The sequence below is a fragment of the Paenibacillus sp. Leaf72 genome (assembly GCF_001422685.1).
GTDB lineage: Bacteria > Bacillota > Bacilli > Paenibacillales > Paenibacillaceae > Pristimantibacillus.
Genome location: NZ_LMLV01000031.1, coordinates 310,524 through 325,227 on the forward strand (window position 1 = coordinate 310,524; position 14,704 = coordinate 325,227).

14 protein-coding genes and 2 pseudogenes are annotated in these 14,704 nt (G+C 49.0%); 1 reads left to right on the top strand and 15 read right to left on the bottom strand.

Annotated elements, in window-relative coordinates:
- Positions 1-76: 76 nt before the first annotated feature.
- The 7 genes and pseudogenes from ASF12_RS24760 to fabI form a co-directional block, all read right to left on the bottom strand.
- Positions 77-295, bottom strand: coding sequence for a cold-inducible protein YdjO-related protein (locus ASF12_RS24760; RefSeq protein WP_056040585.1), 219 nt, complete (start codon positions 293-295; stop codon positions 77-79).
- A 117-nt stretch (positions 296-412) separates the two neighbouring features.
- Positions 413-1,108, bottom strand: a complete 696-nt coding sequence (locus tag ASF12_RS33985; RefSeq protein ID WP_056040587.1) for a Ger(x)C family spore germination C-terminal domain-containing protein — start codon at positions 1,106-1,108, stop codon at positions 413-415.
- Positions 1,105-1,560 carry a Ger(x)C family spore germination protein gene (locus ASF12_RS33990; protein ID WP_056040589.1) on the bottom strand — a complete coding sequence of 152 codons (456 nt, stop codon included), beginning with the start codon at positions 1,558-1,560 and terminating at the stop codon, positions 1,105-1,107. Before ASF12_RS33990 ends, ASF12_RS33985 begins: the two co-directional genes overlap by 4 nt.
- 1 nt (position 1,561) lies before the next feature.
- Complete coding sequence (locus ASF12_RS35120) at positions 1,562-1,927, bottom strand: spore germination protein (RefSeq protein WP_081419022.1); 366 nt, start codon at positions 1,925-1,927, stop codon at positions 1,562-1,564.
- Positions 1,928-1,988: 61 nt separating this feature from the next.
- Positions 1,989-2,579, bottom strand: a pseudogene (locus tag ASF12_RS35895) (GerAB/ArcD/ProY family transporter); the annotation flags it as partial.
- Between the two features lie 122 nt (positions 2,580-2,701).
- Positions 2,702-3,382, bottom strand: a complete 681-nt coding sequence (rpiA, locus tag ASF12_RS24785) for a ribose-5-phosphate isomerase RpiA (protein ID WP_056040593.1) — start codon at positions 3,380-3,382, stop codon at positions 2,702-2,704.
- 35 nt (positions 3,383-3,417) lie between these two features.
- Entirely contained in the window at positions 3,418-4,194 is a 777-nt protein-coding gene (gene fabI, locus ASF12_RS24790) for an enoyl-ACP reductase FabI (RefSeq protein ID WP_056040594.1), read from the bottom strand.
- A 355-nt stretch (positions 4,195-4,549) separates the two neighbouring features.
- Here fabI and ASF12_RS24795 point away from each other — a divergent pair, with 355 nt between their 5' ends.
- Positions 4,550-4,729 (top strand): hypothetical protein, encoded by a 180-nt coding sequence (locus ASF12_RS24795; RefSeq protein ID WP_056040595.1) that lies wholly within the window; start codon positions 4,550-4,552, stop codon positions 4,727-4,729.
- A 97-nt stretch (positions 4,730-4,826) separates the two neighbouring features.
- On the opposite strand, the gene ASF12_RS24800 is transcribed toward ASF12_RS24795, so the two are convergent.
- The 8 genes and pseudogenes from ASF12_RS24800 to ASF12_RS24835 all read right to left on the bottom strand — a co-directional run bounded on the left by ASF12_RS24800 (position 4,827) and on the right by ASF12_RS24835 (position 14,697).
- Positions 4,827-5,657 (bottom strand): hypothetical protein, encoded by an 831-nt coding sequence (locus ASF12_RS24800; RefSeq protein ID WP_056040596.1) that lies wholly within the window; start codon positions 5,655-5,657, stop codon positions 4,827-4,829.
- 14 nt (positions 5,658-5,671) lie between these two features.
- A pseudogene (locus ASF12_RS24805) lies at positions 5,672-6,310 on the bottom strand (HAD family hydrolase).
- Positions 6,311-6,401: 91 nt separating this feature from the next.
- The gene (locus ASF12_RS24810; protein ID WP_056040598.1) at positions 6,402-7,079 is read right to left on the bottom strand and encodes a VOC family protein; all 678 of its coding nucleotides are present in this window, start codon (positions 7,077-7,079) and stop codon (positions 6,402-6,404) included.
- A 92-nt stretch (positions 7,080-7,171) separates the two neighbouring features.
- Positions 7,172-9,016: a cache domain-containing sensor histidine kinase gene (locus tag ASF12_RS24815; RefSeq protein WP_056040599.1), complete on the bottom strand. Its 1,845-nt coding sequence runs from the start codon at positions 9,014-9,016 to the stop codon at positions 7,172-7,174.
- A 35-nt stretch (positions 9,017-9,051) separates the two neighbouring features.
- Positions 9,052-10,671, bottom strand: a complete 1,620-nt coding sequence (locus tag ASF12_RS24820) for a response regulator (RefSeq protein ID WP_056040601.1) — start codon at positions 10,669-10,671, stop codon at positions 9,052-9,054.
- A 665-nt stretch (positions 10,672-11,336) separates the two neighbouring features.
- Entirely contained in the window at positions 11,337-12,701 is a 1,365-nt protein-coding gene (locus ASF12_RS24825; protein ID WP_056040603.1) for an outer membrane protein assembly factor BamB family protein, read from the bottom strand.
- Positions 12,702-12,943: 242 nt separating this feature from the next.
- The gene (locus ASF12_RS24830) at positions 12,944-14,026 is read right to left on the bottom strand and encodes a sensor histidine kinase (RefSeq protein ID WP_442952554.1); all 1,083 of its coding nucleotides are present in this window, start codon (positions 14,024-14,026) and stop codon (positions 12,944-12,946) included.
- Entirely contained in the window at positions 14,023-14,697 is a 675-nt protein-coding gene (locus tag ASF12_RS24835) for a response regulator transcription factor (protein WP_056040606.1), read from the bottom strand. The genes ASF12_RS24830 and ASF12_RS24835 overlap by 4 nt, the downstream gene beginning before the upstream one ends.
- Positions 14,698-14,704: the final 7 nt, after the last annotated feature.

Below are 14,704 nucleotides of genomic sequence, written 5' to 3' on the forward strand. Positions count from 1 at the left end.
GCGCCTCCAAATAGACGCCCGAACGGCTGCGCTAAAATCACGCAGCCGTTCGGGCGGTTTTTTTTTCAAATTGAAATTAAAAGTCAGATTTCGGTTTTCTAGGCTGCGGCTTTGGCTTGTTCTGCACGGCTGGCAAATGCTTCATGCTTCGTAGCATCGGTCCTTTGCATATCGGGCAGGTTTGCTCTGCCGAGGCGAATTCATCTCTTACCCACGCTTTGCATTCGGGGTTTTTACATTTCAAAATTTTGGTAGGTAATAATTTCGGTTTCGTAATGTCTTCGCTCGTAGCCAATATATTTTACATCCCTTTCATTTACACGTTCAGGCAATCTGACATAATATATCACTTCTTGGCCGCATACGTCAAGGCTCCCAAACCCGCCAGCCCCCTCTAGCTGGCTAGGAAACGTTACAGCTTCCCTTTGTATTTTCCAGTATTGGTAATCGTTACTTTCACATCGATTTGGCCCAATGTTTTTTGGTTTAGTAGAAGCTGTTTGCTATTACGCAGCTGATGCCACAGCTTGGGTTCACTGCGATAGAGCTCGGCAAATAAATTTAATAGATCGGTTTGAGTGACAAGGCCTTTCTCATAGGTGGCCATCATTTCATCGCGAATCGCCTTCGCTGCAAGAACCTCCATCTCTTTCACCGAAACATCTTTAATCATTTCCTCCACATAGGCTCTCGCCTTAATTTCAATCTTAAACTGCAATGGCTTGCTGTTCTTAACATACCGTATCCGGTAATTCGGTTTAATAATGACGAGTGTAGCGGTCGGAGCTTCTCGATTGGCAATTAGCAGAACGGAGCGCTTATTTCCTTTTTGCACCCATCTTCTTCCGAGCAATTCTGTTTCAGAAAACCAGCTTAAATTCTCGTTTTGCCGAATGAAAAAGGCGCCCGTAATTTTAAACATCGGCATTTTCCGGGCATTCTCCCTCCATACCTCCTTCGTTATGCCAATCGTAGGAATGATGGCGGTATTGCCCGGCTCATTAAATTCGGCAATAAATTTGAAGCCATATTGGGGATCAATGTTGGAGCGCTGGGCATGGGTATCCTCGGGTGTATCCAGAATGGTATCCAAGACAGGCAAATTCAAAATCGATTTTTGCTTAAAATATCTACGATCGGCGTCTTTGTTGAATAGAGCAATATATTGTAACGAACTTCGCGGTAACGATTGATTGCTTCGTAGCTTTGCCGAACAATCGCTTGTGATTTTAGAAGCTCCTCATCTACCACAACCGCTTTGACATGTCCCCAGAACAATCTAATCTGCGAAGTTTCGGACAGCGAGGACAACGATTCCGTCACCGTCTTTCCTGTGCCGCGGCCGATCCATACCGGTATGTTTTTCCCTATTTCATTTTTATCGGATTTGGCTACATTTAAGAAGTTAAGCACCTGCGCGTAAGATATAAAAACCCCATCCTTATAATCCAGACCGATAGCTGTGACATAAGCCATGTTTTGAATCGGCTTTGAATCAAAGCAGCCTGGACTCAGCAGCAGCAAACTAGCGATCAGGCTCCATTTTATCCATACTTTCATGCTAATCTTCCCCTTGCTTGTCCGAATCAACCGTATGCAATGTTTCCGGCCTTTGTTTCTGCTTTACCCAGGGCAGCCGAAGCGCAGCCGTAAGAAGCTCCCTCATTATAGGAGGAGAAAACGGCGACAGGTACGGGACCCCGAAAGAGCTGAGCCGTCCCATATATCCGATAAGCACGACAATCCCTAATATGAATCCGTACATTCCCAATAGGGAAGCAGCTACAAACAACAGAAAACGGATGACGCTTACCGTCGTACTTAACGATTGATTGACAAGTGTCGCTCCAGCAACTGCCGTAATCGCCCCCACAACGACGACGCTTGGTGACACAAAGCCGGCCCGAATAGCAGAATCGCCAATAATTAATCCGCCAAGCCTTTACGCGGGACTTGATCCGGTGCTGGACAGCTAAAAGCATAATCATTTCTACAAATCCGCCACCGACATAGATCATGCCTTGAATCGCGGGCTGCCAGCCATTTTCTAGGACAGGCTGCAAAAGACGATAATCTTTCTCCGGCGTATTAGCTATGGCTACAAAGTAACCCAGCAAAATGACTACGGGAAGCATAATCCCTGCAGCAATCGCTATCATGCGAATGCCGGATATTGCAAAATAGCAGCATACTAGACAGAGGGTGATAATTAAAGCCGATCTTGGCGTGCTGGGCATATAATTGGTGGTCGCCTATCGGACCGTATCAATTAAGGTAAATCCCCCGATGAAAAGCAATTGCAGACCGAGCGGAATGATCATCAGCCAAGCGATGACCGGATTCGTTTTGGATGCCAGCCAAGGGTGCAGCTTCTGTTGACCCGATCTCTTCATAAATAGCACCAGCAATATGCACCATGGAAGAAACAATACGCCTGTTAATAAGACGGAAATCCATGCATCCCTGCCGGAAGCATCCAAAATTAAAGGATTCACAACGACATGATTCGTTAAGCCAACGGTCATCATGAGAATCATGCATATTTGCAGGAAGCTTACTTTATGAAGTACCTTAACCATTTCAAATCCCACCCAAAGCGTTTATTTAAACGATAATAGCGCTTATAGGTTTCCTTATTGATCCAATTTTATACAGAAAAAAAGGAATACCGCCTTCAAGGCGGTATTCCCATATAAATTTATTAACGTTTAACCGGAACCAAAATCTCGGTCTCCCCCGTATCGAAGCCAACAATCACTTGGGCTGCCATCGAAATAAACAAGCCATTTTCCACTACGCCAGGAATAGCATTCAGCTGTTCATGCAGCTCCGAAGGCGAGGCAATCGTTCCGAAACGGCAGTCAGCAATATAGTTGCCGTTATCCGTTACAAAGGTTCCGTCTGCCGATGCCCGCAGCTCGGCGGTGCAGCCAAGCTCTCTCAGCTTTTGCAGCGTCAAATTAGAGGCGAAGGGCACAACTTCCACCGGAAGCGGAAAATGTCCAAGCTGGCTTACTTTTTTGGACTCATCCACGATTACGACAAAGGTTTTGCTGTGAGCAGCAAGAATTTTTTCCCGCAATAGCGCACCGCCACCGCCTTTAATCAAATGAAGCTCGCCGTCTACTTCATCCGCACCGTCAATCGTTAAATCAATCGCCGTAATTTCAGCGAGCGGAACTAACGGAATGCCGTATTCAGCCGCTAAATCCTCCGACTGCTTGGAGCTGGCAACGGCTTTAATGTCCAGTCCTTCGAGCTTCATTCTTTGTGCCAGCTTCAAAATCGCCCAATACGCTGTCGTTCCTGTTCCAAGCCCAACAAGCATGCCATCTTGCACAAGCTGGACGGCTTTCTCTGCTGCCAATTGCTTGACGTTCAAACGTTTCCCTCCGCTCTCTGCGTACCGTTTTAAAGTTACAAGCCTAATATGTGATAGCCTGCATCGACATGCAGCACTTCGCCAGTTATTCCGCGTGACAGATGGCTAAGAAGGAATAGCGTCGCATCGCCGACTTCTTCCTGATCAATATTGCGCCGCAGCGGCGCACGTTCTTCGATCGTCTGCATAATGTCATTGAAGCCGGAAACGCCTTTTGCCGATAGGGTTTTAATCGGGCCAGCAGAAACCGCATTAACACGAATATTATATTTGCCAAGATCCTCCGCCAAATATCGTACGCTTGCTTCAAGCGCTGCCTTGGCAACGCCCATAACATTATAATTTTTCACGACGCGCTCTGCGCCAATATAGGATTGGGTAACGATGCTGCCGCCCTCGGACATGACACCCTTCGCCTGTTTGGCAATCGCCACAAGGGAAAAAGCGCTGGAATTTTGCGCGAGCAGATAGCCTTCACGCGACGTTTCCAGGTACTCGCCCTTAAGCTCGTCTTTATCCGAAAAAGCAAGGGAATGCACGATTCCATCAATGCTTCCCGCCTGCTCTTTAATATGGGCAAAAGCTGCGCTTATGCTTTCATCATCCAATACGTCGCAAGGTACCGTCAGCAGTGGCGTAATGCCTGTCTGCTCCAGCAAGCCCTTCAGCTTCTCGAAAGAGCGTTCCTTTCTGTATGTAAAAATAAGCTGAGCCCCTTCCCGATGCAGCGACTTGGCAATTCCCCAAGCAATGCTGCGCTCATTCGCGACGCCCATGACTACGATTTTTTTGTTGTTCATCATTCCAGACAAAATAATCCCTCCATTAACTAAATCCATAAACCTTTTGCCATTATAGCACAAAACAAGGTGAAACGGCTGTCGCCGTCCATAGGCGGCGTGGCGCGTTTCAGTCCGAGAAATATAGAGAAAGGATAACGTTTGGATATCCTTTCCTATATTTCAAGGTGAAACGGCTGGCGCCTTCCTTTGGCGGCGCAGCGCGTTTCAGTCCGAGAAATATAGAGAAAGGATGACGTTTGAATATCCTTTCCTATATTTCAAGGTGAAACGGCTATCGCCGTCCATAGGCGGCGCGGCGCGTTTCAGTCCGAGAAATGCTATAATAAACGTTAGCATCTTATTCATAGAAGGATGATTTATTGTAATGACAGAGCAGGAGCGCATGAATTGCATGAAATGCCGCCATTATTATGTAACTTGGGACCCCGGCGCGCCAAGAGGCTGCAGGGCGTTCGGCTTTAAATCGCAGGCGATGCCAAGCCAAGTTGTGCTAGCTTCCTCCGGGAAGCCTTGCCTGAACTTTGAAGCGAAGGGCAAAGGATAAGGCAGCAGACCGTCAAAGAACGGTTTGCTGCCTTATTTTTTTAGAATTTAGAATTTGGCTTCCTACCTTCTCTTCTTTAGCTAGACAAGAGACAGATTTACATAGAGGGCAGCCTGCTCCATGTGCTGCGCGTATAGCAAAGGCGCATGCCAGCGCGCTCCATATTCCGCTGGCTGCTAGAGCAATAGGCGGCTTGTCCTACTATGAGGCTGCAGCCCGCTTGGACAGCAGCACGCAAGCGCGCTGCAATTAAAGCCGCTTGAACACCTCGCATGCGATATTCTGGCAAAGTAGCGGCAAATGTAAGGGATGCGATATGTTCATGGATATGCACGACGCCGACCCCAACAGCGATATGATCGATCTCAGCAGCATAAAACTGCCAGCCTTCCCGGCTGAACAGCATGCGATTATTGTCGGCAATGTGATTTTTTCCTGATATCGGCAGCCCGCTGCCCAGCGCATGCAGCTCTGCGTAAAGCTCAACCTCATGCTCACTCAGCCTGCGTACGTCAATACCCGTCAGATGCTGCTCCAACTTCCCGTCGGTTTTTTCAGCAATGCTTCCTGCCATACTCGCATGAAAGCCCGTCTGATAAAACCCTTGCTTGGCCAGCGCCAGCAGCGTCTCCCCATCTGTACGCGAAGGCACAATTTCAAATTGTGGGCTCCCGCCCTGCTCTTTATACCACTTTAGCACTTCATCCAGCTGCGCTGCACCTGCACGGCCAAAGCCTTTAACCGTATTAAATTGCGGCCATGGCATTGCTCGGCTGGCAATAGCCACTGCTGGGCCGAAGCGTTGCAGTGCTATTCCCATCGGGTTATGCTCCCGTTCCTGAATGGCCTTCATTCGATCCAGCATATAGACAAGCTCGGAGTTCTCAACGTGCTCCACAAGCTCGGGGGTAGTCATCCATATATTCAACAAGTGAAGCCTCCTTATAATTGGGACAATGGAATATCCTTAATGGCTTTAACGATCCAATCGGCACGGGAAAGATCCTGATCGCCTGAATGAATATTAATATAGCCGATGCAGCGCATGCCCGCCTCTTTCGCTGCGATGACCCCGTTGCGGGAATCCTCCAAAACGACGCAATCCGCTGGCAATACGCCAAGCTGACGAGCTGCCTCCAAATATACATCGGGAGCTGGCTTGCCGCTCGGCACCTCTTCTCCGCTAACGATACTTGCAAAATAATCGGTAATATCGAACTTGCGCAGCACTTCTTCAATAAAAATCCACGGGGAGGAAGACGCTAAAGCGATTGGCAGGTTCCGTTGCTTGAGCTCGGCAAGAAGGGACAAAATACCCGCAATTGGCGCAAAATCACGAGCGCGAAGCTCCTATATTTTTCGCCGTAGCTGGTACGAAATGATCTCCTCCACTGTATGCTCCATGCCATATTCCACGCGAATAAGGCGCCACATGGCCGGATTGGTCATGCCTACGTATTTTTCCAGGTCGTCCTGCGACACCTTGAAGCCCAGATGCTCCATCGTCTCCATATCAACCTCAAAATGCAACGGTTCACTATCAATAATGACGCCATCCATGTCAAAAATAAATGCTTTCATCGCACTCTCCCCATTCCGACTTTATATTTGTTTACATAACTATATTTATGTAACTATTCAATTAAATTCAGACTATTCAGAAAATACGTCTCTAACATCCTAAGTTATGAAGCAAGTGAATTTGCGAAATGTGCGGAAACTCGATTCGTCCTATTGAAGCGACTACCACTTCTGCCGGATAAAATTGCGCCTGCCTGCCGCCTGAGAAATACCATTCCCGGGCTTGCTTCACCACAATAAACAGCCCATGCTCATCGCCGACAGGAGTTAGTCCCTCGCTATCCTCACGCCAATTGGGTATGCCTAAAGCGTTCAGCTCCCGAACGGCAGGGATGACCTCAGCGGTAATAATGCCGAGCTCACTAATTTCGATGCAATCCGAGAGGGCAAACGGATGCTCGGTACTATTTTTCAATTGATGCCTGGCAATAAATTCGATAATATTTCCAGCGGGATCGGTGAAATAAACGGCCCCTGCATCCCATGATGTGAAAAACACTTCGTCTCTGCCCTGCTCCTCAATGAGCGCCACTTTCCCCTTTAGCCAGCTTTTTGCCTCCGCAAGCTTGTTTTCCGGTATATTGATTGCAAAATGATAGAAGGGGTCGGTATGGTCCGTTGTCCCCCGGAAAGTGAGCTGTGTGCTGCCAATTGCTGCCGTGAAGGACTGCTCGTTTCGGTCCAGCACCGGGAAACCAAGCTGCTCCTTATAAAAGGAATACAGGGCCTCCAGCCTGCTTGTCCATAAAGTGATTTGTTCAAATTTCATCGTGCCTGTTCCTCCCCACAGCAAGGCAATACTGCCTGCACCCTCGCAAATATTTTGAAAGTCTATTTTACCATACTGACTAGCCTTTAGCTTCAGCGCTGCAAGGGAATGACGACCGTAATGGTCGTGCCTTCGCCGGGTTTAGAGCGCACACGGAGCTCAGCCTGCTCGCCATACAGCAACGCCAGACGCGAAATGACGTTGCTCATTCCGATTCCTGCACCTTCCTTGCTCCGTGCGTCCGCCGCCTGCTGCGGGCTCATGCCTTTGCCATTGTCGCTGACCTCGAACAACAATCGGTCCTCCACCATCCGGCCGCTAATGTTCACAAGACCGCCCTGCTCGCCCGGTTCACCGGATTCAAAGCCATGAATCATCGCATTTTCCACGAGCGGCTGGAGAAAAAGCTTCGGAACGAGGCTATCCTCTGGCACGCCCTCTAAATCATAGGCCACTTTAAAAATGCCATCAAAGCGATTTTCCATAATATGCGTGTAGCTTTGCAGCCAATTTAAATCGTCGCGCAGCCGTACCATTTCCTGCTTGTTTTTCACCGTGTATTGCAGCATGGACGACAAGCTGACGATCATTCGGCTAATGGCGGGCTCATCCCGATCAATCGCCATCCAGTTAATAATATTAAGCGTATTGTACAAAAAATGCGGGTTCAGCTGGAGATTAAGCGCCATAATTTCCGTTTCCTTCTCCCGCAGCCGGCTTTCGTAGTTTTCTTGAATCAGCTCGCGTATTTTATCATTCATCACATTAAATTTCTTCGTTAAAATGCGGAATTCCAGCTGCGGCTGGTCAGGAATTTTCGCTGTGAAATCGCCTGCTCCGGTCATTTGAATGGCAACCAGCATTTTTTTGATCGGCTGGGTCAGGCGCCCTGCGATAAAGGAGGCAATAACGATTGAAATAATGAGCAGTGCCACGCCTGATAATATATCCATATAGCGAATGGCTGGCAAATTGCCAAGCAGCTGCTTGTACGGCGTCACATTAACCGTCACCCAGCCTGTAACCTGAGAAGTATCGTAGCTGATCAGTACATCCTCCCCGTTTTCCTTAACGAGCGAAGTGCCGAATGGCTGCCGAAACTCTGTCTTGTACCATTGATTGTGGTCAGCTGTACCGAGCTTGCTTAGCTCGGGATGCGTTACGATCTTTCCATCCTTGGAGACGATATAAAAATAGGAGCCTTGAACCGCGGACAAGCTCTGCTGCACACTGCGCTGATAAAAGGATTCATTGAAATTAAGCAGCAGCACCGGTCGCTCGACATGCTCTGGCCAATTGTAAATGGCACCGTCAATAATCGGGGAGCTGTTGAGCAGGCGGGCGCAGGAAAACACCATCCGGAACTTGGCATCCATGTCATATAGCGCCTCCTGTTGGAAAGCGCGGGTTAAATCATAGGTGGGTACCCAAATTAGGCTGCCTCTGCTGGCCATCACTTCCTTATAAATGGCCGACTTGCGGAAGCCCTGCGGATCCGCCGAGACGAACGGGGAGGAGGACGTATACATGCCGCTGCCTGATCCAAAGCTGAAATAGCTCGTCACAAGCTGAGCGGTATACAAATCCTGATCATGTCCAAAATATTTATTCAAAATAACCGTTGCCTGCCGGTCCATCTGGACCAACTCGTAATCATTTTGCGGCTTAGGGCGGTTGAACAGCCGGTATAAGTCCGGGTCAGAGATGAGTGAAACGGTGCGCTCTTCAATGTTGCTGAACACAATATCGCCGATTTCATTGTTTTTTTTCACAATTTCCAGCATGCTGTCGCGCGCATTCGTGACAATAATGTCAGAGCTTGCACTGTAATGCAGGATGCCGTTTAGCACAGATGGAAGCGTAATCAACAGCACAAAAAACAAAATGAGCCTCGTTCTGAACTTCATATCCCGTACACGCTCGCGAATTTTCCGCAAAATGCTCCCTGCTTCCTCCGGCTTCTGACCTCGGGTCAGGAGCGCTTCATATGACGGGCTATCGACCGATATTCCTCTGGCGTCAGTCCAAATTCCTTTTTGAATACGCGATTAAAATATTTCACATCATGATAGCCAAGGCTTCCAGCTACCTGATAAATTTTATCGTTGCTTTCCTCTAGCAGCTGTCTCGCTTTCGTGAGCCGAACCTGCGTAACATATTGGCTGAAATTGATGTTTAGCTTGCTTTTGAAGTATTGGGAGAAATAGCTGGCATTAAAATGAAAAACGGCCGCAACCGACTCCAGTGACAAATCTTCCATGTAATGCTCGTCAATATATGCGATACACTTGTAAATCAACTGCTCCTTATGATCCCGCTTGGCTTCGGCATGAGCAGTTGCCAGCAAGCCAAGCTGTTCTGAAATGACGGTTTGGAGAGCGCTCAGGCTGGCAGCTTCGCCTAATGCCTGTTCCATACGTCCCCTCCACTCCTCCAGCGTCTGATGCTTTGGCATCGTTAAGTTTTCGGACAACCGTACAAGCAGCTTCTGGACGCAAAGCGTCAGCCGCTCTGGCTGCGGAAGCCCGCTGCCTGCTTCCCCAAGGAGCTTGTGCAGCAGCTCGCCTGCGATAAGCCTAAACTGCCCTTGCTCCTGTTCATGAACAACGGCCTCATGCAGCAAGGCCTCGTGCCGGGCATCCAGTTTAAGCGCAAGCTCAGCACTCACGTTCGTCTGCCGGGCATGGAATACGGTCTGTTCCTCCACATAGAAGCTTTCCGATAAAGCTAACCCTGCTTCTGCATACATCTGCGAAGCGGAAACTAGCATATCCTCCGCGTGACTGCTCACGCCAAGCGTAATTTGATAGGAGCTGGGAACCGCCTGCTGCATTTTCTGCTGCAGCGCTTGCAGCTGCTCCGCGCTGATTGAAGCATTCGTTACTGTAATCAGCCTGCCATGACTGCCCCCCTCCCCTTCATACAGCGGAATGCTGCTGGTTGAGCTACCCGATGCTTGCAGGCAAGCTTCCAATTGCTGCTGGACTCGGGGAAGAAGCATATCCTCCGGCTCCCACGCTGCCTTGCTGCGCAGCCGAATTTCGGTTAACAGCAAAATGCCGGGGCCGCCGAAGCCAAGCCATTCTTCCAGCTCTTTGCTCTCTGCTTTGGATAACGCTTGATTATGCAGCCATTCCTTCATTACACGGCTGCGATACAATGGCGCAATTGTGTTCAGCTTAACCTCAAGCCGGCTATTCGCCAGCTGTGCCTCCTGCTCGGTTCGAAGGCTTCGCTCGGCCTTCTCCAGCACAAGCGCGAATTTTTCCTGATCGACAGGCTTTAATAAATAATCAAAGGTGCCGAGCCCTATCGCTTTTTGGGCATAGTCGAAATAGTCATAGCCGCTCAAATAAATAAATTTCTGCGGCTGATTCGCCGGGGGAAGCTGCTCCAGAAATTCGAGACCGTTCATCAGAGGCATTTGGATATCGGAAATGATCAGCTGAAATGGCTGCTCTTGGCATTTTGATAGCGCTTCCTTTCCATTGCGCGCTATAGAAATCGCATATTGAGGGCGGAGCTTTTGCAGCATTTTGGATAGCCCCGCCAAATGGCCCGGTTCATCATCCACAAGCAAAATGTTGTACATGGACAGCGCTCCTGTTCGTTTCATTTTGGGCACAAGAATACCTTTATCGTACTTCTGTCTGATTTCCGATTGCAAGCGGAGATTTTGTAGAAAAATGTCTGTTTTTGCGGAGGAAAAGCAGCTCCATGCCCTTCATTGCAGAAGGTCACACCCTATCCTAACCTACACTTAACTAGACTTGGTGGACACCGGAACACTTTCCGCCGCAGTTTCGGAAATGACCCCGATTTACTCCCTGCACAAAACACGAAAATAAACTTGGCGGACACAGCAGCCGCTATTTCAACAAAATCAAGGGAATGGAGCAGGCTGCGGACTCAGGAGCAGCTAATGGGCTGTCAATCGCCATTTTGACGGGAAAATGAGGGCAATAGCGGATCTCCTGTCCGCATGCAGCCTAAAATAGGATAAAAAGCCAGAATAGCGGAACCTCAGTCCTGCAAAAAAAGTAGCGAGCATCCAAGCCGTATGGCCTCAGCCACAGTAGTCTTTGCAACATTGCTCTTAGCCGTAATCGCCTGCTGCGGTTCCTTAACTCTTGAATCGTCAGATGAGATTGGCCTCGAATAAGCGCTAAGCAAAGCGCAGCAGGCCGACTCTTGTTTGCATACACACCCTAAATAGACGCACTCTCAACGAGGCGTCTATTTGCCCATCTCATCTATCTAGCTCTTTGTTAGAGTTGCAGGCAGCTTTACGGCATGCAGCGTCCCGCCAGAGCGAACATAGATCATATCGCCTGACTTCAGCGTCGGATCAAATTCGCCCGAGCCGGTCTTCACGCTGAAAACGGGCTTTGTAGTTGCGAAATTATACGCATCCAGCGTTCCGTCTGCGCGAGCGACAAACAGGCCGTTGGCAAATAAGTCCGTCTGCACGGGACTAATACCGCTCGGGAAATGGATTTCTTGTCCGCTCGTCGTCTTTAGAGCGAGAATGGAATTATCGCGGAAGCTCTGATAGAGCAGTTTGCCGCCATAAATGCTATAGAGCGGTTGATATTCTTTCGGATTAGGCGCATTCCACTTCTGAACGGCTTTACCGTTAGGGGTATAGGAGGCGAAATTATATTTGGCAACCGCTTTTCCCTGATAAATATAAAGGTCATTGCCATTCAGAAATGCAGAGCCATTAGCACCGCCGAATTCAATTTGTCCAGGCACTTCAGGCTCTACCATCCAGTTGTAAACTCGCTCGCCTTTCTTCTTCCCAGTCAACAAGTCCAGAACTGCGATATGCAAGCTTCTATTGATGGAATCGTCATCTCCCCTCATGAACGTGTCCATGACCGAATAAACCAGCCCGTCCTTGACCAAAAGCGGGGAAAATTGGGCAAATGACGTCCAAAGCTTTTTGCCTGTTGCCTGATCGTAGGCATTAATCTGATTAGAAGTAAGAGCGCCTTGAACCAAATAACTGCGAAGCACAACACCTTTGCTTACGATAATATCATTTGATCCTGATGAGTATTGGTTCTCCTTCTCCGTTATTTTCCATTTCAACTTGCCCGTTGCCCGTTCTAATGCAAAAAGAGTTAAATTTTGCGTCACATAAATCGTATCTCCGACCGGAATGATCTGATCCGCTTTATCGGCACGAATTGCTGTCGTCCACTGCTTGCTGCCATTTTTGGCAACAGCAATAACTGCGCCATCTGTTGTAAGCCCATACAAGCTGCCTTGATTATAGGCTAGCACAGGCCTCAGTCCAGAACCATATTTCCACAGCTTTCGCCCACTTGTGCCGTCATAAGCAGCAAGCTGCCCCCCATCCACAAGGGCGAAAAGGCGTCCTTCCTCTGCAAGCGCCGCCGTTATAGCTCTACCATCCTGATCAAATTTCGCAAGCGGCAAGCTCCATACTGGTTTGACAGCTGGAGCAGAGGCTACTCCATACATAGGGGTGGTGCTGCTAATGACAGGCTTCTCAGCAAAAACAACCGTTCCTCCCTGCAAGCCGCAGGCGAGAATGGAGGAAGTGACACTAACCGCGATGATCCTTTTCATTTGTTGCGAAAGATTGATAAGCATCTAGCACCGTCCCATTCTTTCCATTTTTAAATAGGATAAACACTTTTTCAACATAAATGACCGGATTACCCCATAAACATGCAAGGGCAATCCGGCTATTGTTTAAACGCCATCACCAGCTATTCAACACTCTCTGCCAATTCGTTATCCTTAGCAAAATGGCATCATATCCATATTATAGGCCAATCAGGGTGGCGATTCTACTTATTTTTATGAAAGTCGCTTCTTTTTACCATATGAATCTAAGCTTCAGCACGATCTAATCGCAGTGGCAAAGAAACGGTAAATTCAGTCCCTTCTCCCAGCTTGCTCTGCACGGCTATTGAGCCGCGATGGAGCTCCATAATTTTATGGGCAATGGACAGCCCGAGGCCGCTGCCTCCTACGGCACGGACACGTGATTTATCCGCTTTATAAAAACGTTCGAAAATACGCGTGTAATCCTGCTCGTCAATTCCCGGCCCCGTATCTGCGATGCAGACGACCGCATGCTCCTCGGTACGCGAGAGGGAAATCGTTATTTTCCCGCTTTCAGGCGTAAACTTAATGCCATTATGAATAAGGTTCAGCCAAACTTGGCTCATCAGGTCCTCGTCCGCGCTGATCTCCAGCTCGTCTGCTTCCACGCTCATCTCGATCTTCTTCTCCTCCCACTGCGGCTCACAAGCGAGAATAAGCGATACAAGCTGCTTATCCAGCCGATAAGTGGTCGGATGGAACGGTTGCCTCTCCGAATCCAGAACGGCCAGCTTCAGCAGATTATCGCTAAGCTTCGATAAACGGAAGCACTCCGTTTCGATAATGGTCAAATACCGCTGCCGCTGCTCTACATCCAGCTTGTCATTCTTCAGCGCCTTGGCAAAACCGCTGATCGATGTAAGCGGCGAGCCGATTTCATGCGATACGTTCGAGATGAACTCCTGCCGAAGCTCCTCCATCTCCTTCAAATTTGCTGCCATGCTATTGATGCTGTCAACAAGCTGCACATAGGGATGCCGCTGCTGTTCATTGTTTCTGCCGAACTCCCACTCCAGATTGACGCGAAAGTCGCCTTGTGAAATACGTTTTAACGCTTCAAGCATATCGTCCAGAAAGTAATGCTCTCTCCGCCGAAAAAACTTGCCTACAATGGCGATGCCCACCCCAAAGATACAAAAACCGATCACCGCATTTATGAGCAAACTTAGCAAGTCATGCGGGGCCCATGCCACTGCCGAAAAAACGGACTTTGTTATATAAAAAGAAATGATCCAGCAGGCGAGCAATGCCGACAGGGCAATCGTAAAATTCATCGCCAGATGGAGGAGGCTCGGCTTCTGGTTCACGACTGCACCTCCAGCCGGTAGCCTAGTCCCCGGATCGTGCTGATGCGAAAGCCATGCTGCTCCTCTGGAAACCGCTCCCTCAGCCGTTTTATATGCACATCGACGGTTCTTTCATCGCCCTCATAATCGAAGCCCCAAATCTGCTCAATCAGTTGATCGCGCGTGAACGTCTTGCGGGGATAGCTGGCGAGCTTAAACAGCAGCTCGAACTCTTTAAGCGGCAAGGTCAAATCTTGTTCACCTACGCGGCACTCGAACGTATCGCGGCGCAGCGTCACATTGCCTATTATGACCGCTTGTGAGGATTGAATCCGGTAGCGCCTGAATAAAGACTTCACGCGGGCGACAAGCACGGATGGATCAAATGGCTTCACCAAATAGTCATCTGTTCCTAGCGTAAAGCCCTTTACGATCTGAGACGGTTCGCCTTTGGCCGTCAGCATCAGCAGCGGCAGGTCCGTCTGCTCCCGCAGCTTGCGGCACAGCTCCCATCCGTCCATGCCTGGCATCATAATATCAAGGATCACCATATCCGCCTTTACCTCGGCAAGCATCCGCAGCGCATCCAGGCCATCAACGGCATGAGCGACCTCAAAGCCTTCCTGCCGCAAAAAATGACCAATTAATTCTCGGATATGCGGATCATCATCAACGACTAATATTCGGGTCATCCCGTTC